General features: G+C 62.9%; 19 protein-coding genes. 10 read left to right on the plus strand and 9 right to left on the minus strand.

Features of this window, described 5'->3' with window-relative positions; translation table 11 throughout:
* Positions 1–166 precede the first annotated feature (166 nt).
* Together HMPREF2914_RS06420 and HMPREF2914_RS31245 are read left to right on the plus strand one after the other, a co-directional pair.
* Entirely contained in the window at positions 167–526 is a 360-nt protein-coding gene (locus HMPREF2914_RS06420; RefSeq protein ID WP_023092489.1) for a nucleotide pyrophosphohydrolase, read from the plus strand.
* Complete coding sequence (locus tag HMPREF2914_RS31245) at positions 523–1506, plus strand: hypothetical protein (RefSeq protein WP_023092488.1); 984 nt, start codon at positions 523–525, stop codon at positions 1504–1506. Before HMPREF2914_RS06420 ends, HMPREF2914_RS31245 begins: the two co-directional genes overlap by 4 nt.
* A gap of 528 nt (positions 1507–2034) precedes the next feature.
* On the opposite strand, the gene HMPREF2914_RS06430 is transcribed toward HMPREF2914_RS31245, so the two are convergent.
* Positions 2035–3615, minus strand: a complete 1581-nt coding sequence (locus HMPREF2914_RS06430) for an EAL domain-containing protein (RefSeq protein ID WP_003119288.1) — start codon at positions 3613–3615, stop codon at positions 2035–2037.
* 129 nt (positions 3616–3744) lie between these two features.
* Here HMPREF2914_RS06430 and HMPREF2914_RS06435 point away from each other — a divergent pair, with 129 nt between their 5' ends.
* Positions 3745–4242, plus strand: coding sequence for an RDD family protein (locus HMPREF2914_RS06435; RefSeq protein ID WP_003092862.1), 498 nt, complete (start codon positions 3745–3747; stop codon positions 4240–4242).
* 131 nt (positions 4243–4373) lie between these two features.
* Here the strand turns inward: HMPREF2914_RS06435 and lptG are convergent, their stop codons facing one another.
* From lptG to HMPREF2914_RS06455, 4 genes are all read right to left on the minus strand, one after another.
* On the minus strand, positions 4374–5441 hold the full coding sequence (lptG, locus tag HMPREF2914_RS06440) for an LPS export ABC transporter permease LptG (protein WP_003092863.1): 1068 nt from the start codon (positions 5439–5441) through the stop codon (positions 4374–4376).
* Positions 5434–6552 (minus strand): LPS export ABC transporter permease LptF, encoded by a 1119-nt coding sequence (gene lptF, locus HMPREF2914_RS06445; protein WP_003092864.1) that lies wholly within the window; start codon positions 6550–6552, stop codon positions 5434–5436. Before lptF ends, lptG begins: the two co-directional genes overlap by 8 nt.
* A gap of 191 nt (positions 6553–6743) precedes the next feature.
* Positions 6744–7667: an alpha/beta hydrolase gene (locus HMPREF2914_RS06450; protein ID WP_023092487.1), complete on the minus strand. Its 924-nt coding sequence runs from the start codon at positions 7665–7667 to the stop codon at positions 6744–6746.
* An 83-nt stretch (positions 7668–7750) separates the two neighbouring features.
* Entirely contained in the window at positions 7751–8563 is an 813-nt protein-coding gene (locus HMPREF2914_RS06455) for an AraC family transcriptional regulator (RefSeq protein WP_016253042.1), read from the minus strand.
* Between the two features lie 336 nt (positions 8564–8899).
* Between HMPREF2914_RS06455 and HMPREF2914_RS06460 the strand changes: the two genes are divergently transcribed.
* The 4 genes from HMPREF2914_RS06460 (at position 8900) to HMPREF2914_RS06475 (ending at position 14165) form a co-directional block, all read left to right on the plus strand.
* Positions 8900–10387 (plus strand): leucyl aminopeptidase, encoded by a 1488-nt coding sequence (locus HMPREF2914_RS06460; protein ID WP_023092486.1) that lies wholly within the window; start codon positions 8900–8902, stop codon positions 10385–10387.
* Positions 10384–10812, plus strand: coding sequence for a DNA polymerase III subunit chi (gene holC / locus HMPREF2914_RS06465; RefSeq protein ID WP_003092868.1), 429 nt, complete (start codon positions 10384–10386; stop codon positions 10810–10812). The genes HMPREF2914_RS06460 and holC overlap by 4 nt, the downstream gene beginning before the upstream one ends.
* Positions 10813–10823: 11 nt before the next feature.
* Positions 10824–11192 carry a hypothetical protein gene (locus tag HMPREF2914_RS06470; protein ID WP_003112023.1) on the plus strand — a complete coding sequence of 123 codons (369 nt, stop codon included), beginning with the start codon at positions 10824–10826 and terminating at the stop codon, positions 11190–11192.
* Positions 11193–11312: 120 nt separating this feature from the next.
* Positions 11313–14165, plus strand: a complete 2853-nt coding sequence (locus HMPREF2914_RS06475) for a valine--tRNA ligase (protein WP_023092485.1) — start codon at positions 11313–11315, stop codon at positions 14163–14165.
* Here HMPREF2914_RS06475 and HMPREF2914_RS06480 read toward each other — a convergent pair.
* The 4 genes from HMPREF2914_RS06480 to HMPREF2914_RS06485 all read right to left on the minus strand — a co-directional run bounded on the left by HMPREF2914_RS06480 (position 14162) and on the right by HMPREF2914_RS06485 (position 16526).
* Positions 14162–14515: a hypothetical protein gene (locus HMPREF2914_RS06480; protein WP_049259899.1), complete on the minus strand. Its 354-nt coding sequence runs from the start codon at positions 14513–14515 to the stop codon at positions 14162–14164. The two genes, HMPREF2914_RS06475 and HMPREF2914_RS06480, sit on opposite strands and share 4 nt — an antisense overlap.
* A 144-nt stretch (positions 14516–14659) precedes the next feature.
* Positions 14660–15043 carry a hypothetical protein gene (locus HMPREF2914_RS32295; protein WP_123903205.1) on the minus strand — a complete coding sequence of 128 codons (384 nt, stop codon included), beginning with the start codon at positions 15041–15043 and terminating at the stop codon, positions 14660–14662.
* 331 nt (positions 15044–15374) lie between these two features.
* Positions 15375–15674: a hypothetical protein gene (locus HMPREF2914_RS32300; protein WP_123903204.1), complete on the minus strand. Its 300-nt coding sequence runs from the start codon at positions 15672–15674 to the stop codon at positions 15375–15377.
* A 429-nt stretch (positions 15675–16103) separates the two neighbouring features.
* On the minus strand, positions 16104–16526 hold the full coding sequence (locus HMPREF2914_RS06485) for a hypothetical protein (RefSeq protein WP_223720404.1): 423 nt from the start codon (positions 16524–16526) through the stop codon (positions 16104–16106).
* A gap of 406 nt (positions 16527–16932) precedes the next feature.
* Here HMPREF2914_RS06485 and HMPREF2914_RS06490 point away from each other — a divergent pair, with 406 nt between their 5' ends.
* The 3 genes from HMPREF2914_RS06490 (at position 16933) to HMPREF2914_RS06500 (ending at position 19681) form a co-directional block, all read left to right on the plus strand.
* Complete coding sequence (locus HMPREF2914_RS06490) at positions 16933–17910, plus strand: ABC transporter substrate-binding protein (protein ID WP_003100588.1); 978 nt, start codon at positions 16933–16935, stop codon at positions 17908–17910.
* A gap of 83 nt (positions 17911–17993) precedes the next feature.
* Positions 17994–18884: an ABC transporter permease gene (locus tag HMPREF2914_RS06495; protein WP_003092881.1), complete on the plus strand. Its 891-nt coding sequence runs from the start codon at positions 17994–17996 to the stop codon at positions 18882–18884.
* Between the two features lie 2 nt (positions 18885–18886).
* Complete coding sequence (locus tag HMPREF2914_RS06500; protein WP_003159390.1) at positions 18887–19681, plus strand: ABC transporter ATP-binding protein; 795 nt, start codon at positions 18887–18889, stop codon at positions 19679–19681.
* Positions 19682–19790 lie beyond the last annotated feature (109 nt).

Here is a 19790-nt window from a genome sequence, read left to right on the forward strand (position 1 = left end):
CTAAATCGGTGTCCGGGATCAGTAGACCACTACAACCGCCCCTCATCGATACAGCAGTCAGCCCGAAGCTATTTCACCCAGATATCCTCTATTGACCGCCCTAGACACGAAAGACCCTACAAGCTAACGTCCAAATTCCTACAGCAATACTCGTGAATCTCTCCTCATGGACGTCTTGAAGCATCTGCAGACGGAGCTAGCCAAGTTCGCCTCCGAACGTGACTGGAACCAATTCCACACCCCCAAGAATCTCGCTATGGCGCTATCTGGCGAAGCGGGCGAGTTACTTGAACGCTTCCAATGGCTGACCCCAGAGCAAAGCGAGCGGGTAGCTTTGTCGAGTGAAGCCCTGGAAGGCATCGAAGAAGAGATGGCCGATGTATTGCTTTACCTAATTCGGCTAGCTGATCGCCTCAATATAAACTTGGCAACTGCCGCCCAAACTAAGCTTAAAAGGAACGCGGAGAAGCACCCCATCGACCAAGCCAAGGGAAACGCAGTCAAGTACTCGAGGAGAAGCAAATGACTGCCCGAGTAGTCTACCAACCCTGCTCGGACGATACTGCACGCAAGAATCTACAGACCACCATTCTCAACCCAGTGCAGCTCAGTGAAGTCGAAGGCTTGCTAGAGCCAGAGTTGCGAGCTGAGCTGCATTCCGCATACCCCGACGGCAAGCTTTTCATCTGGGGACTTGCATCACCTAGAACAAGAAATGCCTGGCTTACCATGGAGCCAGGTGACACCGTCATCTTCAACACTAAAGCAGTCGTCACAGTCAGTGCCTGCTTTACTCATCGTACGCATAATCGCGATCTTGCCTTGAAGCTATGGGGTTGGGCAGATGCCTCATCTGGCATCACATGGGAAAACATCTACTTCGTAACTGATGTACGCCACCACGCAATTCGCTTCAAATCCATACAAGCGCATATCGGCAGCCAACATGACCGCTCCTTCTATCGATACAACGAGGAGCAGAGCGCAGCGATCCTTGAAGGTTTTGCAGAGCTTGACCACGACTACGGCGACAACGACGTCACCTTGGAGGATGCCCGTTATGACATCCAAAACCAACCTACTGACGGAGTCGCGAACCGTGCCACTCGATTAGAACATAAGTACATCGTACGGCACTTATTCCAAAACAAACTCACCAGTACCTGTTGCATTTGCCTTAAGGAATACCCTCGGCATTTGCTGGTAGCGGCACATATCAAGAGGCGGTCTGCTTGTAGCTCAGACGAGAAGCTCGACATCGAAAATATTGCAGCCCCCATGTGCCGGCTTGGTTGTGATCCATTGTTCGAGCATGGCTACATTTCTGTGAGAAACGGAGAAGTCGTCATGCATCCTTCTCGCGAAATGACCGAGGCTACAGCTAGCTATGTCAATAGCGTGCTGGGCAAGCAAGTGTCGGTATGGAACAAAAAGAACAGAAAGTACTTTGACTGGCATCTCAATGCTCATGGGTTTGAACCTGCAGAGCTGGCAAACATAAATTGACGGCGTGACACTGCTGATCAAAGGAGCACAGTCAGGCGCTGATGGCAACTATGATTGCTCTAACGCCTTCAAAAAGGCCTCGCAGGAGAAAAGTCGGAGTGCAATTTCTTTTGGGGCATTATTGGGGGCATCAAAAAGAGCGCAAGGAAACACAGTTCTAAAGAATCAGCATCTTCGGCCATAAGTTCGGTTCCCTCCCGAGCACCATCCTGACTTCCCAAGCGTTTCCAGGGGGAGCACAGGACAGCAGAGAAACCGGCCTTCGCGCCGGTTTTTTGTTGTCTGCGATCTGATCCGGCCTGCAAATAAAAAAAGGCAGCGCTGGAGTCGAGACGCTGCCTTTTACCCGAGCTGCTGTCTTCCCAGCTCGGCGAAAAAAATCTACCACAGCCGACGCCAAAAAGAAGCCCCGCGGATGCGGGCTTCTTGTCGCGCCAGGGGCGGTTTGCACCTGTTCGGTCTGCGGGTCTTTTGCTCATCCGTGACGAATAAGCTGGCAGCTCGCCCCTGGCGCGGGACTTTCAGCCGCTAGCCTCGGTCCGCCGGCAGTGCGACGACGGAAGCCCCCTGCCCTTCCTGCACAGTCAGGCTGGAAAGCAGACTCTCCAGCGGCATCGGCCGGCCGATCAGGTAGCCCTGCAGGTAATCCACCCCGCGGGCGGCCAGGTAGTCACGCTGCTCGGGGGTCTCCACGCCTTCGGCGACGATATCCAGGTCGAGCTTGGCGGACAGCTCGACGATGCTGTCGAGAATATGCCCGGAAAGGGTATCGATGCCGATGCGGGCGACGAAGCTCTGGTCGATCTTCAGGCAGTCCACCTGGAACTTGCGCAGGTAGGCCAGGCTGGAATGTCCAGTGCCGAAATCGTCGATGGCGATCTTCACTCCCAGGGCATGCAATTCGTCGAACAGACGGTCGGTGACTTCGCTCGACTCGATCAGCTCGCGCTCGGTCAGTTCCAGGACCAGGGTGATGTGCCCGGGCGGAAACGCCGCCAACAGCTCGCGACAGTCGTCCACCAAGGCCAGTTCGTGGCAATGGGTGGCACTGATGTTGAAACCGATGTGGAAGCCTGGCTCCAGCTTCCCGGCATGCCCGCCCAGGTCTTCCGCGACCTGGCGCATCAGCGCGCGCGTCATCGGTACGATCAGTCCCGAGCGCTCGGCGAAAGGTATGAACAGGTCGGGCCGGATCAGTCCCTCGCGCGGATGACGCCAGCGCATGAGCACCTCGACGCCTATCCAGCGTCCGCCCTGGCCGGGACTCAGCGGCTGGTAGTAGGGAATGAACTCGTTGGCCTCCAGGGCCCGGCGCAGTTCGCTGCTGGGCGAGGCGACCCGCCTGGATAGCCAGTAGCACAGAGTGCCGGCCAGCAGTCCGAAGAACAGTAGCAGGCCGAACATCGCCGGGTTCTGCGAGCGGATCGATCGCCATTCCTCGCCCTCGGGGAAGCCCGACAGCACCCGCAACGGATAACGCTGCGAAGCGAGCGATACGGCGGCGACCTCATAGGTGGGCGGCGCGTCGCGGTGAGTGCGGCCCTCGGCATCCAGCCAATTGGGACCGACCACCAGCACCTGTCGGCTACGTCGGTCGACGAGGTCCAGCACGTAGCTCAAGTAGCGCCCGTCGATCGCCGCCAATACCCCGCGCTTGCCGTCGAAGTCCCGCAGGACCAGCAGCGCGGCGTCCGGCGTGACCTGGTTGCCGGGCATCAGCAAGAGGCGTCCGTCGACATAGTTCTCGATCCGCACCGGCTCGTCGAAGCCGCCGAACAACGACGTGCAATAGATCGTATTGTCGCGCGTCAAATTGACCGAGCGCACGAACGGCATGATCGCCACTTGCTCGCGCAGCGCCAGCTCGGCCTCGGGACAAGGACGCCCCGCCACCGGCATGACCTTGCGCGCCGCCAACGCAGCGTTGTCGAGCATCCGTTCGAACTGCCGCACCGCATTCCCGGCTGCCTGCTCGGACGTCTCCTGGAGGCTTCGCTCGGCCTGCCAGTAGAGGATGAGCAGCCCCAGGACGATCGGCATCACCCCGACCAGCACGGACAACGACAGCCGGAGCGCCTTTCTCCTGGCTCGCTTCACCGGAATCGGCATAGAAAAGACTCGTAATGATTGGGGTCTGCGCAAAGACTAGAACAGCCGGGGAAAAGCGTTGCCCGGGTGGGCGGCGCAAGCTGCGGATGGACGTATAATCCCCGGCTTTGCCCCGCACGGAACACGCCGATGCCGAAACACATGCTTTCTCCCCAGGGCGACTATGCCCCTGCCGGTCTGGTCCGCCGCCTGGCGGCGATGTTCTATGACTTCCTGCTCTGCGTGGCGCTGATGATGGTGGTCACCCTGGTTTACCAGCAAGGCATCCTTCGACTGATCTACGGCAGCGAGCATCTGCGCGAACTGGCCGACCGCGGCGCGCTGATCGGCGACCCGCTGCTCTCGACCCTGCTGGTGTTCGCCCTGTTCGGCTTCTTCGCCAAATTCTGGACCCACAACGGCCAGACCCTGGGCATGCAGGTCTGGGGACTGCGCGTGCAGAACCGCGACGGCAGCGCCATCAGCCTGCTCCAGGCGCTGCTGCGCTTCATGATCGCCATCGCCTCCTGGCTGTGCCTCGGCCTCGGCTTCCTCTGGATGCTCTGGGACAAGGACAAGCGTACCTGGCATGACCGCTATTCGGAGAGCCAGGTGGTCAGGCTGCCGAAGAACACTCACAAGAAGTGAGCGAAACAGGTCCGCAGAACGCGCTGTTTTGGCCTTTGTCGCGCCGGCGGCCAGGCTACAGGCCGACGCGACAAGGAAGCACAAAGGCCACCCGTGGGTGGCCTTTTTTCATACCCGGCCTGCCGGGCCTGTCAGCCCGCCCGGCGTAGCAGCCAGACACCCGCCAGTGCGCAGATCGAGGCGGGGATCACCACCGCCAGCAGCGGCGGGAAGTCGAACACCAGGCTGGAGGGTCCGAGCAGGTCCTGGGCGATGCGGAAGACGAAGCCCACCAGCACGCCGGTGAAGATCCGCTGGCCCAGGGTCACCGAGCGCAACGGACCGAAGATGAAGGAAATCGCCATCAGCACCAGCGCGGCGGTCACCAGCGGTTGCAGGACCTTGGTCCAGAACGCCAGCCAGTAGCGGTTGTTGTTCAGGCCCTGGTCGGCGAGATAGTGGATGTACTGCCAGAGACCGCTGATAGACAGCGCCTCGGGCTCCATCACCACAGTGTTCAGCAGTTGCGGGCTGAGCTGGGCATCCCAGCGTTCGGTCGGCAGCTTGACCACCTCGGAGCGCTTTTCCCTCGGATGCAGCAAGGTGGTGGTGACCTCTTCCAGTTGCCAGTGATCGGTCTCGAAGCGCGCGCGCTTGGCGAAACTGGCCGATTCCAGGCCACGCTGCTCGTCGAAGCGGTAGCGGGTCACGCCGTACAGCACGCCATTGGGCTGCACCGCGTTGATGTGGATGTACTCGCGCCCCTGGCGATGCCACAGACCGCGCTTGGAGCTTTGCGAATCGCCGCCGCCCTGGGCCAGGGCGCGGCCGCTCTGGGCGATGTTCTCGGTCCAGGGCGCGACGTACTCGCCAACCAGGATGCCGGCCAGCATCAGCACCAGCATCGGTTTCATCACCGCCCAGACGATCCGCGACAGGGATACCCCGGCCGCGCGCATGATGGTCAGTTCGCTGTTGCTGGCCAGGGTGCCGAGGCCGACCAGGCAGCCGATCAGCGCCGCCATCGGCAGCATGTCGTAGGCGCGCCGTGGCGCGGTGAGGAAGATGAAGCGCAGGGCATCGCCGATGCCGTAGCTGGCGCTGATGTCGTTGAGTTCGTCGATGAAGGCGAACAGCAGCGCCAGGCCGAGGATCACCCCGAGCACCGCGAGGATCGCGACGAAGACGGTGACACCGATGTAACGATCGAGCTTAACCATGCGCCACCTCGCGACCGGCACGGGAGGACGCCAGCTTCAGGCGCAAGGGTTCCCAATAGAACAGAAGAAGACCGATCGCCAGGAATAGTCCGTGGACCCACCACAGGCCGATGGCCATGGGGATCTTGCCTTTGTCCAACTGGCCACGGACAGCGATCAGCAGGGCCAGGTAGCCCATATAAAGAAGGATCGCCGGCAGCAGCTTGAGGAAGCGCCCCTGGCGTGGGTTGACCCGCGACAGTGGCACCGCCAGCAGGGTCACCACGAACACCAGCAGCGGGGTCGACAGGCGCCACTGCAATTCGGCCTGGTAGCGTGGGTTGTCGCTGCCGAACAGGTCGGCGGTGGGCACCGCGTCGCGCTCGCTCACCTCGCTGCTGGCCTCGGGCTTGGGCAGCATCACGCCATAGGTGTCGTACTGGATCGCCCGGTAGTTGGCCTGCCCGGGATTACCGTCGTAGCGGTAGCCATTGTGCAGGATCAGGTAACGGCTGCCATCCGCCTGGATGTTCTGGGTGCCCTTCTCCGCCACCAGGATGGAGATGCCGCGTTCCTGGTTGCTGCTGTTGAGGTCCTTCTGCGAGATGAAGATGCCGGCCAGTTCGCCGCGATCCTTCGACAGTTCCTCGGTATAGGTCACCCGGGTACCGTCGCGCATTGCCTGGAAACGGCCCGGGACCAGGGTGTCGAACTCGGTCAGGGTATCCTGCTTGTTCAACAGCAGAGCGAACTGGTTGATGCCCTGGGGCGCCAGGAACAGGCTCAGCCAGGCCACCAGGATCGCCACCAGCAGCGCCGGGGCCATGGTATAGCCGAGCAGGCGCTTCTGACTCATGCCGGTCGCCGAGAGCACGGTCATCTCGCTTTCCAGATAGAGCCGCCCGTAGGCCAGGAGGATGCCGAGGAACAGGCCAAGCGGCAGGATCAGCTGCAGGAAGCCGGGAATCCGGAACGCCATGATCAGGAACAGCGAACCGGGGTCGAGCAACCCCTGCGCCGCTTGCGCCAGGTACTTGATGAAACGGCCACTCATGATGATCACCAGCAGCACGGCGCTGACGGCGCTCATGGTGACCAGCACTTCACGGGACAAATAACGGAAAACGATCAATCCGGACACTCCTGGGTTGCCAGGCTCTGACGGGGCCCGTCGGCCCCGTCATCACGCGGTTCCGGCCATGGCGGCATGGCGCGGAGAAAATAGCCGGCATTATCCTGCGATTCGGCGGGCCTGTCACTGCGCAGGCCGAACCAAGAGCCCGATAGACCGTCGAGGCGAACGCTCGTTCAGCGCTTGCCGATTTATTCGACGACTGTCGCTGGCTGCTCGCCGCCCTCTCCGAGATGACGGACGAACCAGTCTGCCGCGGCCTGGCTGGTGGCGTCGAAATGCTCGATGTACGGCGTGAAATGGCCGCCAGCGAGCATCAGCAGCCGCTTGGGCGGCAATGCCCGCTGGTAGGCCTCCAGGCAAAGGTCCGTGGGCGTAAGCAGGTCCCGGTCGGCGACGATCATCAGCAGCGGCGTGGGGCTGATCCGCGCCATGTGAATGCCTGGCTCGTTCTCCCGCGCCAGCTCGGCGCTACGCAGGGTCACCCGGTTGCACCAGTTCGGCGCCAGCGCCGCGCTGTCGGTGAAGAACCGGTGGGCGTCCGCGCCGGCCATCGCGCAAGGCTCGTCGGGGCCCGCGGCGACCGCCGGCAACAGCGCTGGCGGCAAGCCCTCGAAGCGCCGCTGGCGGTCCGCGTCGAAGCTTGCCAGCAATGCCGGCAACTGCTCGGCGCGGGTCCGGCGCAACGCCGAGGCATGGCCGCTGACGGTCGGCACCTGCGCCACCACGCATTTCACCCGCCGATCCAGTGCGGCCACTTCCAGCACATGTCCGCCGCTGTAGCTGGTTCCCCAGATGCCGATGCGGCTGGCGTCGACCCGGGCCTGGGCGCCCAACCAGGTGATCGCGTCGCGATAGCCGCGGCGCTGCATCACCGGATCGATTTCCTGACGCGGTTCGCCGTCGCTGTCGCCGAAGTTCGGATGATCGTAGAGGAGCACGACGAAGCCGGCGGCGGCGAATACCTCGGCGTAACGGTCCAGGTACTGCTCCTTCACCCCGGAAAAACCGTGCGTCATGACGATCGCCGGCCGCTCGGCACGCGCCTCCGGCAAATACAGCCAGCCGCGCAGGGCGACACCCTCGGAGCGGAATTCCACGTTCAGTCGTTGCATGCTTGCCTCCCGGGGCAGTCGTCTGGAAACGGGCCCAGCATAGGAATCCTGCCGCGTCGGCGCCGCCCGCCAACGGACGAAGGCTACGCCGAATCGGACAAGGCGAAGTAGCGGCTCGGCGTGCTCCCGGTCAGGCGTCGGAACATGGCACTGAATGCGCTGGGCGTCTGGTAGCCGAGATCCACGGCGATCCGCGCCACCGCTTCGCCAGCCGCCAGGCGTGGCAGGGCGGCGGCCAGGCGCACCTGGTGGCGCCAATGGACGAAGGTCACTCCCAGTTCGGAGAGAAACAGCCGTGCCAGGGTCCGCGAGGACGCCCCCACGCAGCGCGCCCACTCCTCCAGCCCGCGAGGGTCGGCGGGGTCCTCCAGCAGCGCCTGGCAGATTCTTCCCAGGCGTCGGTCCGCGGGGTCGGGCAAGGCCAGGGGCTGTTCCCGCGACCACTCCAGTTCGTCCAGCAGCACCGCCATCAACCGCCCCTCCCGGCCGCGCTCGTCGTACAACAACGGCAGGCCGGCGGCGCGCACGATCAACTCGCGCAACAATGGGCTGACCATCACTCCGCGCGGCACCCGGGGGAATTCTGGCGGGCAGGACTGCGGCCGGACATAGACGGTGTGCAAGCGGACCTCGCCGCGCGCCAGCATCGCGTGCGCCATCCCCGCCGGCATCCATACCGCGCGCTGCGGCGGGACCAGCCATAGCGTGCGACCGACATGCAGTTCGATCACGCCCGACAGGGCATGGATCAACTGCGCCCGCTCGTGCCGGTGCTCGGCGACCACGAAACCCGCCGGGAAGGTCTTGGCCATGACCCCGAGCGGCCGGCCGACTCGCTGGTAATCGCGTGGGTCGGTACTCCGGGCGGGATCCGCGACAGGTTTGCTGGCGGGCACGGTGCGACTCCTGCGGAACGAAACGTTCATTATAGGGACGCGGCATGGCCGCGGGTTCCCGTGCGTACACAGTCGTGCCAGACACGCCGCAGTTGTGCGACCATGTGCGGCAACGGCCGGGAGGCACCGCCAACCCGGCTCCGGCGCTGTAGAACCTCGGTTGCCATCCTCGGCATGGAACGACCCCCGCCGCAACGACTAAGCTGTCGCTGCCTGCGTCACCGCCCCGGCGGCGACCGTCAGTCCTCGGGACGAATCGTGCTCGGAACAATCGCTTACCGCTAACGGATGCCGCCCCTTGCGCCATCCCGACTGTCTGTATTGGGGACCTCTTCCATGGAATTCCTTGTTAAAAGCGTACGCCCGGAAACCCTGAAAACCGCCACCCTGGTGCTCGCCGTAGGCGAAGGCCGCAAGCTCGGCGCCAGCGCCAAGGCGGTCGACGACGCCACCGGCGGCGCCATCAGCGCAGTGCTCAAGCGTGGCGACCTGGCCGGCAAGGTCGGCCAGACCCTGCTCCTGCAGAGCCTGCCCAATCTCAAGGCCGAGCGCGTGCTGCTGGTCGGCGCCGGCAAGGAGCGCGAACTGGGCGACCGCCAGTACCGCAAGCTGGCCTCCGCCGTGCTGTCGACCCTCAAGGGCCTGGCCGGCGCCGATGCCGCGCTAGCCCTCGGCGATCTCGCGGTGAAAGGCCGCGGTGCCCATGCGAAGGCGCGTCTGCTGGTGGAAACCCTGGCCGACGGCCTGTACGTGTTCGATCGCTACAAGAGCCAGAAAGCCGAGCCGCTGAAACTGAAGAAGCTGACCCTGCTCGCCGACAAGGCCGACAGCGCCGCCGTCGAGCAAGGCAGCAAGGAAGCCCAGGCCATCGCCAATGGCATGGCCCTGACCCGCGATCTCGGCAACCTGCCGCCGAACGTCTGCCATCCGACGTTCCTCGGCGAGCAGGCCAAGGGCCTGGCCAAGGAGTTCAAGAGCCTGAAGGTCGAGGTCCTCGACGAGAAGAAACTGCGCGAGCTGGGCATGGGCTCGTTCCTCGCCGTCGCCCAGGGCAGCGACCAGCCGCCGCGGCTGATCGTCCTGCAATACAACGGCGCGAAGAAGGACCAGGCCCCGCACGTGCTGGTCGGCAAGGGCATCACCTTCGACACCGGCGGCATCAGCCTCAAGCCGGGCCTGGGCATGGACGAGATGAAGTTCGACATGTGCGGCGCCGCCAGCGTCTTCGGCACCTTCCGCGCGGTGCTCGAACTGCAGTTGCCGATCAACCTGGTCGGCCTGCTCGCCTGCGCCGAGAACATGCCCAGCGGCGGAGCCACCCGTCCGGGGGACATCGTCACCACCATGAGCGGGCAGACCGTCGAGATCCTCAACACCGACGCCGAAGGGCGCCTGGTGCTGTGCGACGCACTGACCTACGCCGAGCGCTTCAAGCCGCAGTCGGTGATCGACATCGCCACCCTCACCGGCGCCTGCATCGTCGCCCTGGGCAGCAACACCTCGGGCCTTATGGGCAACAACGAAGCGCTGGTCAGGCAACTGCTCAAGGCCGGCGAGTTCGCCGACGACCGCGCCTGGCAATTGCCGCTGTTCGACGAATACCAGGAACAGCTGGACAGCCCGTTCGCCGACATCGCCAACATCGGCGGGCCGAAGGCCGGCACCATCACCGCCGGCTGCTTCCTCTCGCGCTTCGCCAAGAAATACCACTGGGCGCACCTGGACATCGCCGGCACCGCCTGGATCAGCGGCGGCAAGGACAAAGGCGCCACCGGCCGCCCGGTTCCGTTGTTGACCCAGTACCTGCTGGAACGGGCCAAGTGACCCGGGTCGATTTCTACGTGATCCCCAGCGCCGATCCGTCGGCGCGCCTGCAGGTCGCCTGCCGCCTGGCCGAGAAGGCCTGGCGGCAGGGCATGCGGGTCTACCTGCATTGCGCCGACGAGGCGCAGCGCAGCGAGTTGGACGGCCGCCTGTGGAGCTTCCGCGGCGAGGCCTTCATTCCTCACAGCCTGGCCGAGGAAGACGCCGAGGCGCCCGTCGCCCTGGGTCTGGGAGAGACCCCGGGGAACCATCGCGACCTGCTGATCAACCTGACCCTCGAAGCCCCCGGCTTCGTCGCGAACTTTTCGCGGGTGGCCGAACTGGTGGTCGAGGAGCCGGCGATCCGCCAGGCGGCACGGGATAAATTCCGCTTCTACCGGGAGCAGGGCTATCCTCTACAGGATCATCGCCTGCCGCGTATCTGAAGTGCACGACCATGGACAGCCACAAACCGACACAACCCCCGGAGCAGTTGCTCGATGATCTGGAGTCGATCCACGACCTGCTCTACGAACGGAACGAGCCGCCCTTGCTGACCGAATCCTTCGAGCCGGACAACATTCCCCTGCTCTCCGACGTCGTCTCCCCCGGTACCGCCCCGCGCGCGCCAGAGCCGCAGGCCGCGGCAGCCACCACGGCAGGGCTGGCGCCCGCCGAACAGGAGCGCCTGGACGACGAGTTGCGAGCGTCCGCCGAACTCATCCTGCAGGAAGTCATCGACGACTTCGCCCCGCAGATCGAAGCCGAACTGCGCCGCCGCCTGCAAGCCCGCCTGGGTCGCCTGCTCGGCCAACGCAACGGCTGATCCGGACGCGGCGGGCGCCCGCCGCGGCCCGCGGCCTTACCCCCGGGCCGCCATCCCCGCTATACTCCCGAACTTTCTTCGCATTTTCCCCAGCCATATTCAGCTTTGGTCCCCTTTCGCATGGACAAGACTTACCAGCCGCACGCCATCGAGACTTCCTGGTACGAGACCTGGGAGTCCAACGACTACTTCGCTCCGAGCGGCGAAGGCCAGCCCTACACCATCATGATCCCGCCGCCGAACGTGACCGGCAGCCTGCACATGGGCCATGGCTTCAACAACGCGATAATGGACGCGCTGATCCGCTACCGCCGCATGCAGGGCCGCAACACCCTGTGGCAGCCGGGCACCGATCACGCCGGCATCGCCACCCAGATGGTGGTGGAGCGCCAGCTCGGCGCCCAGGGCGTGAGCCGCCACGACCTCGGCCGGGAGAAGTTCCTGGAGAAGGTCTGGGAATGGAAGGAACAGTCCGGCGGCAACATCACCCGGCAGATTCGTCGCCTGGGCTCCTCGGTGGACTGGTCGCGCGAGCGCTTCACCATGGACGACGGCCTCTCCGAAGCGGTCAAGGAAGCCTTCGTGCGCCTGCATGAAGACGGCCTGATCTACCGCGGCAAACGCCTGGTGAACTGGGACACCAAGCTGCACACCGCGATTTCCGACCTGGAAGTGGAAAACCACGACGAGAAGGGCCACCTCTGGCACCTGCGTTACCCGCTGGTGAACGGCGCGAAGACCAGCGAAGGCCTGGATTACCTGGTGGTCGCCACCACCCGTCCGGAAACCCTGCTGGGCGACGCCGCGGTCGCGGTGCACCCGGAAGACGAGCGCTACGCCAAGCTGATCGGCCAGTTCGCCGAACTGCCGATCGTCGGCCGGCGCATCCCGATCGTCGCCGACGAGTACGTCGACCGCGAATTCGGCACCGGCTGCGTGAAGATCACCCCGGCCCACGACTTCAACGACTACGAAGTGGGCAAGCGCCACGACCTGCCGCTGATCAACATCTTCGACAAGAACGCCGCGGTGCTGGCCCAGGCCCAGGTGTTCCACCTCGACGGCAGCGTCAACCCGAACCTCGACCCCAGCCTGCCGCAGAGCTACGCCGGCATGGACCGCTTCGCCGCGCGCAAGGCCATCGTCGCCGAGTTCGAGGCCATGGGCCTGCTCGAGAAGGTCGACGACCACGCACTGAAAGTACCGAAGGGCGACCGCTCCGGCACCGTCATCGAACCCTGGCTGACCGACCAGTGGTACGTCAGCACCAAGCCGCTGGCCGAAGACGCCATCGCCGCCGTGGAAGACGGCCGTATCCAGTTCGTGCCCAAGCAGTACGAGAACATGTACTTCTCCTGGATGCGCGACATCCAGGATTGGTGCATCAGCCGCCAGCTCTGGTGGGGCCACCGCATCCCGGCCTGGTACGACGAGGCCGGCAACGTCTACGTCGGCCGCGACGAGGTCGAGGTGCGCACCAAGCACAAGCTCGGCAACGAGGTCGAGTTGCGCCAGGACGAAGACGTTCTCGACACCTGGTTCAGCTCCGGCCTGTGGACCTTCTCCACCCTCGGCTGGCCGCAGCAGACCGAGTTCCTCAAGACCTTCCACCCCACCGACGTGCTGGTCACCGGCTTCGACATCATCTTCTTCTGGGTCGCGCGGATGATCATGCTCACCATGCACCTGGTGAAGAACCCCGACGGCACCCCGCAGATCCCGTTCAAGACCGTCTATGTCCACGGCCTGGTGCGCGACGGCCAGGGCCAGAAGATGTCCAAGTCCAAGGGCAACGTACTCGACCCGCTGGACATCGTCGACGGCATCGACCTCAATACCCTGCTGCAGAAACGCACCAGCGGCATGATGCAGCCGAAGCTGGCGGAGAAGATCGCCAAGCAGACCCGCGCCGAATTCCCCGAAGGCATCGCCAGCTACGGCACCGACGCCCTGCGCTTCACCTTCTGCTCGCTGGCCTCCACCGGCCGCGACATCAAGTTCGACATGGGCCGCGTCGAAGGCTTCCGCAACTTCTGCAACAAGATCTGGAACGCCGCCAACTTCGTCATCGAGAACACCGATGGCCAGGACACCGGGGTCAACGGCGAGCCGGTCGAGCTGTCCTCGGTCGACCGCTGGATCATCTCCCAGTTGCAGCGCACCGAGCAGGAAGTCACCCGCCAGCTCGACGCCTTCCGCTTCGACCTGGCCGCCCAGGCCCTCTATGAGTTCATCTGGGACGAGTACTGCGCCTGGTACCTGGAGCTGGTCAAGCCGGTGCTGTGGGACGAGAACGCCCCCATCGAGCGCCAGCGCGGCACTCGTCGCACCCTGATCCGCGTGCTGGAGACGGCCCTGCGCCTGGCGCACCCGTTCATGCCGTTCATCACCGAGGAAATCTGGCAGCGCATCAAGGGCCAGGCCGGCAAGGAAGGTCCGACCCTGATGCTGCAACCCTGGCCGGTGGCCGACGAAGGCAGGATCGACGCCGCCGCCGAAGGCGACATCGAATGGGTCAAGGCGCTGATGCTCGGCGTACGGCAGATCCGCGGCGAGATGAACATCTCCATGGCCAAGCGCATCGACATCATCCTCAGGAACGCCTCGCCCAGCGACCACCGCCGCCTGGCCGACAACGAGCCGCTGCTGATGAAACTGGCCAAGCTGGAAAGCATCCGCGTGCTGGAAGCCGGCGAGGAAGCGCCGATGTCCGCCACCGCCCTGGTCGGCGACATGGAAGTATTGGTGCCGATGGCCGGCCTGATCGACAAGAGCGCCGAACTGGGGCGCCTGGACAAGGAGATCCAGCGCCTGGAAGGCGAGGTCAAGCGCGTCGGCGGCAAGCTGTCCAACGAAGGCTTCGTCGCCAAGGCCCCGGCCGACGTGATCGAGAAGGAACGCGCCAAGCTAGCCGAGGCCGAACAGGCCCTGGCCAAGCTGGCCGAGCAACGGCAGAAGATCGCCGCGCTCTAAGCACTCTCGCCTAGGTACGGGGCTGCGGCCTCGTACCTTTCTCCCCAGGCGCCGCTGTCTATCTGCGCCGAAGTGATCTGGCATACCGCGTTCACCGTGGCGCTGGCCGAATAGGCGATTTCCGGCAGTTTGTTCTGTGTGGCCTGGCCGCTCAGCATCAGCGACAGCATGGCCTTGCCGGCATCGGTATTCATCGGCGGCAGGCGCATCAGGCCAAAGCCGCAATCCGCCGCTCCCGGCTTGCTGACGATGAAGCCCCAGCCTCCACCCGGAGAATTCGCGTCCACCATAAAGCCCACACGCATGATGGTGACGTTGTTGACTTTCTTGTCGATGGCGTGGGCTGATATTGATGTGAATAGCAGCCATAACAAAAAAACAATAACACCTTAAAAAACAAGAAACCATTAACAACACTCACTGCAAAACGTCAAAACCCCACTCTATAAACTGACTAAAGCAACCATGCCTTTAGAAAAATAAATATCCATTAGTTACCCACCTATCTTTCTCAATACTGAAAAAGCTTTATGCCTATTTTTTTGAGAGGCGCTCCGCCCCTCAACCACCCCCTCCAAGCGAGCTAGTAGTACATCACTGACTTCTACTCCTCCTTGCTCTATCCAAGAAAGTGCCAAACCAATCCAGTAGTCAGACTCACTATCCAGTCCCGCCAAAACAACATTTAAGTAACAAAATCCCCCCTCAAGCTTTTCCCTAACCTCTTCGTAAGGTTTCTCCAATAAAACCAGAACCCTCCAAAAACTCTCTTCCTCCTGGAGAAAAAAGACCTGATCCCCCATGGACAAATACCACAACCCTTCTGAATTACACCGTAGCGCCATACCAGCTTTAATATAATATTCAAAATCAGCCATCACATCCCTCTCTGGCGCTCAACCTCACACCATATTCATGAAAACTTCAACCCTTACCATGACAATTGATATATCTCAACAAGAATAAATACTTACCCACACATCCATAAACAGCAAAACAAAACCCACCCAAACCATCCTCATTCATTTAAAATTCACCGCAAATACCAACCATTTCACCCAGAAATCTATCTATAACGGCAACAGGAAAATTATTCTACCCAGCCCAGCCGTTCAAACAAACCCTCCCAGGCAAAACAAGCCCCTACAAACTTGCGCACCCTTATAAAGAAACACTCAAATAACCGCACCATTTTCAAGCTAGAGAAATTCAAAATATTTCTTTAACTACCCCCACCCCTACGACACGATCAAGCTCCCTGATTTCAAAGACATCACCAACCTTCACGTCATTACCGAAGAACTCCCAGCTAGCAAACTTTATCCTAGCCACAACAGCCTCTCCCGGATAGATGACTTTATCTCCAGGATAGGTATGGACCCCACTAGCAAGATATTCCACCTGACGAAATTTATGCTGCGGAGAGTATCCACTCGCAACACCTTTTACCTTAGGCCTAGGCACTTCCTCAGATAATTCCACCAAGGCTAAAATATCGTATCTCTTCATCAAGTCACCGAAAACTCATGATGAGTTACTTTCATTCAGTAAGTCCATGCCACCCTCCTTGGCGGCTACCACTCAAATGGATGGGCTCCTATCAACTCTCCCACCCATGCTTCTAACAGCCTTGATTAAACCGCCCGAGCACCGAGTCATAAAAGCGCCCATTCATCCCAACTCATTCTCCTTGACCTCAACTAAATCCCTCCTATAGACCTGCGCACTCTTATAAAGAAACAAAGAGACAGCGGCATAATCCCCTCTTACCCCCCGGCTGTCCCAAGCGCCAATCCACAAATGTTGGATACCCACTTTCACGAGGGGGATTAAAGGTCAAAAACGCTATACCAACATGAACATCAGGAAGCGATCCTTTATATGCCTGCACACTTACTTCCGACGATCCTTGAGCAGGCCGCCCCCATATCTCCTGACTCAACGCCCGGTACCGCTGGCTACCTGCAGTACGCCGTGCGCGGAAGGGTTGCCGCTGACGATCAGCAGCGAGTCGCTGGAATCGTTCGGCTGCAGGACCAGGTCGAGGATGCCATCGCGATTCAGGTCGCCGATGAAGCTCTGGTAGGGCGCCGCCGTCCAGGCCACGGCGTTCAGATCCGCCGCCGGTGGATCGTAGAGGGCGCTGTAGCTGGCACCATTGCGCAGCAGGACGACATTCTTCAACGGTGGCAGGAGCGGAATCGGCGTAGCCACTTCGCCCCCCACCACGACCACCGAAGTGACCGCCTTCAGGTAGAGGTCCGGCTGACCGTCGCCGTTGTAGTCGCCGCTATAGACACGGAAGTTTGCCGAACGCCAGCCAGCGGCGGTCGCGTCCCCGACCATGAGACAGATCGCCACGGCGACGATCCACGCACTCCAACGCCCCACCATGCATCCCCCAGAGCCCACCCCCATGGCAGGCACGCAGACCGGGCGCAAAGCACCGCTCCCAGGCAGGCGGTGCGGTACGCGTCCTTGCAACTCGGGAGACGTTTACCACAAGGCCATCAATTGGCCACATATCTTTGGTTGGGCTCGAAACCGATGACCTTCTGTTCGGAGGCCACGCGGGGCCTCATCGAATTTTCGCAAAGGGCAGGCACTCCCCCTTGCCCGCCCCCCCAGCGGTAATCCCGCCGCAAGAAAAAACATCAAACCTGCTGACGACTTGCGCGAAAAATGCGATGTTTCGGCCACGCTGTACCCGCACCGCCCAATCAGAACAATTCGCTACAGCGCGCCAATACAATCAGGAGATCGCCGCATGATGCAGGCCTATAAGAATAAATGGTTGCCCCTCAGTGCCCTGGCCCTTGGCATGGCCCTGTCCTTCGGCGCCAACGCCGACGAGCAGAAGTCGGTGGCCGTGACCGCCATCGTCGAGCACCCGGCGCTGGACGCCGCTCGCGACGGGGTCAAGGAGGCCCTCCAGGAGGCCGGCTACGAAGACGGCAAGAACCTCAAGTGGCAGTACCAGAGCGCCCAGGGCAACACTGGCACCGCCGCGCAGATCGCCCGCAAGTTCATCGGCGACAAGCCCGACGTGATCGTCGGCATCGCCACCCCGTCGGCCCAAGCGCTGGTGGCCGCGACCAAGAGCATCCCGATCGTCTTCAGCACCGTCACCGACCCGGTCGGCGCGCACCTGACGCCGAGCTGGGAAGCCTCCGGCACCAACGTCACCGGGGTTTCCGACATGCTCGCGCTGGACAAGCAGATCGAGCTGATCAAGAAAGTGGTGCCGGGCGCCAAGCGCATCGGCATGGTCTACAACCCGGGCGAAGCCAACTCCGTGGTGGTGGTCAAGGAGCTGAAGGAACTGCTGCCGAAGATGGGCCTGAGCCTGGTCGAAGCCTCGGCACCGCGTTCGGTGGACGTCAGCTCGGCGGCGCGCAGCCTGGTCGGCAAGGTCGACGCGATCTACACCAACACTGACAACAACGTGGTGTCCGCCTACGAGGCGCTGGTCAAGGTCGGCAACGACGCGAAGATCCCGCTGATCGCCTCCGACACCGACAGCGTCAAGCGCGGCGCCATCGCCGCCCTCGGCATCAACTACAAGGAGATGGGCAAGCAGACCGGCCGCATGGTGGTGCGCATCCTCAAGGGCGAGAAGCCGGGCGAGATCAAGCCGGAGACCAGCGACAACCTGCAGCTGTTCGTCAATCCCGGGGCCGCGCAGAAGCAAGGCGTGACCCTGTCCGACGAACTGCTCAAGTCAGCCGCGGAAGTCATCAAGTAAAAAAAGCGGCCGCCGGCCGCGGGCGTCCCGCCCGTGGCCGGACGGCACGATAATCCTGCCTTCACGCACTCGGTTACGAAGTCATGTCTCTGTTTTCCCTGTTCGGTGCCCTGGAGATCGGCCTGATCTTCAGCCTCGTGGCACTCGGCGTGTTCATCTCCTTCCGCCTGCTGCGCTTCCCCGACCTCACGGTGGACGGCAGCTTCCCGCTCGGCGGCGCGGTCTGCGCGACCCTCATCGCCCTCGGCTGGGACCCGTACAGCGCGACCCTGGCGGCCACCGCCGCCGGCGCACTGGCCGGGCTGGCCACCGGCCTGCTCAACGTCAAGCTGAAGATCATGGACCTGCTCGCCAGCATCCTGATGATGATCGCGCTCTACTCGATCAACCTGCGCATCATGGGCAAGCCCAACGTACCGCTGATCGCTGAGCCGACATTGTTCACCCTGCTGCAGCCGGAATGGCTCAGCGACTACGTGTTCCGCCCGCTGCTGCTGGTGTTCATCGTGATCGCCGCGAAGCTGCTGCTGGACTGGTTCTTCACCACCCAGAAAGGCCTGGCGATCCGCGCCACCGGCTCCAACCCGCGGATGGCCCGTGCCCAGGGGGTCAACACCGGCGGCATGATCCTGCTCGGCATGGCCATCTCCAACGCGCTGGTGGCGCTGGCCGGCGCGCTGTTCGCGCAGACCCAGGGCGGCGCCGATATCTCCATGGGTATCGGCACCATCGTCATCGGCCTGGCGGCGGTGATCGTCGGCGAGAGCATCCTGCCCTCGCGCCGGCTGATCCTGGCGACCCTCGCGGTGATCCTCGGCGCCATCGTCTACCGCTTCTTCATCGCCCTGGCGCTGAACAGCGATTTCATCGGCTTGCAGGCCCAGGACCTGAACCTGGTCACCGCGGTGCTGGTCACCGTCGCCCTGGTGATTCCGATGATGAAGAAACGCCTGCTCGGCAAGAAGGGAGCCTGACCATGCTCAGCGCGAAGAACCTGAAGATCACCTTCAACCCCGGCACCCCCATCGAGACCCGCGCCCTGCGCGGCCTGTCGCTGGACATCCCGGCCGGCCAGTTCGTCACCGTGATCGGCTCCAACGGCGCCGGCAAGTCGACCTTCCTCAACGCGGTATCCGGCGACCTGCCGATCGACAGCGGACAGATCCTGATCGACGACGAAGACGTCACCCGCAAGCCGGTCTGGGCCCGCGCCAACCGCGTCGCGCGGGTGTTCCAGGACCCCATGGCGGGTACCTGCGAGGACCTCACCATCGAGGAGAACATGGCCCTGGCGCAGCGTCGCGGTACCGGTCGCGGCCTCGGCAGGGCGGTGCAGGCATCGATGCGCGACGGTTTCCGGGAAAGCCTGGCGACCCTCGGCCTCGGCCTGGAGAACCGCCTCGGCGACCGCATCGGCCTGCTCTCCGGCGGCCAGCGCCAGGCCGTCAGCCTGCTGATGGCGGCGCTGCAGCCGTCGCGCATCCTGTTGCTCGACGAACACACCGCGGCGCTCGACCCGCGCACCGCCGACTTCGTCCTGCATCTCACCGCACGGATCGTCGCCGAGAAGAAACTCACCACCATGATGGTCACCCACAGCATGCGCCAGGCGCTGGACGTGGGCGAGCGCACGGTGATGCTGCACCAGGGCCAGGTGGTGCTGGACGTCTCCGGCGAGCAACGCAAGGGCCTCGACGTACCGGACCTGCTGGCGATGTTCGAGAAGGTGCGCGGCGAGAAGCTCGCCGACGACGCCCTCCTCCTCGGCTGACAGGGCCGCGGTGCCTCTCCGCGGCGAAGCGGGGAGGCACCGTCGACCTGCAGCAGATCAAGGCGCGATCCGCGTCCGTCTGCCACACTCGCAGGCATCCTCCCGCTCA

Origin of the sequence: Pseudomonas sp. HMSC067G02 (assembly GCF_001813485.1) — a bacterium.
Taxonomy (GTDB): domain Bacteria; phylum Pseudomonadota; class Gammaproteobacteria; order Pseudomonadales; family Pseudomonadaceae; genus Pseudomonas; species Pseudomonas aeruginosa.

What these genes read in the sequence shown, in the direction of transcription:
- HMPREF2914_RS32295 (WP_123903205.1), bottom strand. Translation starts at nt 15,043, where the DNA reads ATGGCTGATTTTGAATATTATATTAAAGCTGGTATGGCGCTACGGTGT.
- HMPREF2914_RS06435 (WP_003092862.1), top strand. Translation starts at nt 3,745, where the DNA reads ATGCCGAAACACATGCTTTCTCCCCAGGGCGACTATGCCCCTGCCGGT.
- HMPREF2914_RS06460 (WP_023092486.1), top strand. Translation starts at nt 8,900, where the DNA reads ATGGAATTCCTTGTTAAAAGCGTACGCCCGGAAACCCTGAAAACCGCC.
- HMPREF2914_RS06495 (WP_003092881.1), top strand. Translation starts at nt 17,994, where the DNA reads ATGTCTCTGTTTTCCCTGTTCGGTGCCCTGGAGATCGGCCTGATCTTC.
- HMPREF2914_RS06430 (WP_003119288.1), bottom strand. Translation starts at nt 3,615, where the DNA reads ATGCCGATTCCGGTGAAGCGAGCCAGGAGAAAGGCGCTCCGGCTGTCG.
- lptG (WP_003092863.1), bottom strand. Translation starts at nt 5,441, where the DNA reads ATGGTTAAGCTCGATCGTTACATCGGTGTCACCGTCTTCGTCGCGATC.
- HMPREF2914_RS06420 (WP_023092489.1), top strand. Translation starts at nt 167, where the DNA reads ATGGACGTCTTGAAGCATCTGCAGACGGAGCTAGCCAAGTTCGCCTCC.
- HMPREF2914_RS06500 (WP_003159390.1), top strand. Translation starts at nt 18,887, where the DNA reads ATGCTCAGCGCGAAGAACCTGAAGATCACCTTCAACCCCGGCACCCCC.
- HMPREF2914_RS32300 (WP_123903204.1), bottom strand. Translation starts at nt 15,674, where the DNA reads ATGAAGAGATACGATATTTTAGCCTTGGTGGAATTATCTGAGGAAGTG.
- HMPREF2914_RS06490 (WP_003100588.1), top strand. Translation starts at nt 16,933, where the DNA reads ATGATGCAGGCCTATAAGAATAAATGGTTGCCCCTCAGTGCCCTGGCC.
- HMPREF2914_RS31245 (WP_023092488.1), top strand. Translation starts at nt 523, where the DNA reads ATGACTGCCCGAGTAGTCTACCAACCCTGCTCGGACGATACTGCACGC.
- HMPREF2914_RS06475 (WP_023092485.1), top strand. Translation starts at nt 11,313, where the DNA reads ATGGACAAGACTTACCAGCCGCACGCCATCGAGACTTCCTGGTACGAG.
- HMPREF2914_RS06470 (WP_003112023.1), top strand. Translation starts at nt 10,824, where the DNA reads ATGGACAGCCACAAACCGACACAACCCCCGGAGCAGTTGCTCGATGAT.
- HMPREF2914_RS06450 (WP_023092487.1), bottom strand. Translation starts at nt 7,667, where the DNA reads ATGCAACGACTGAACGTGGAATTCCGCTCCGAGGGTGTCGCCCTGCGC.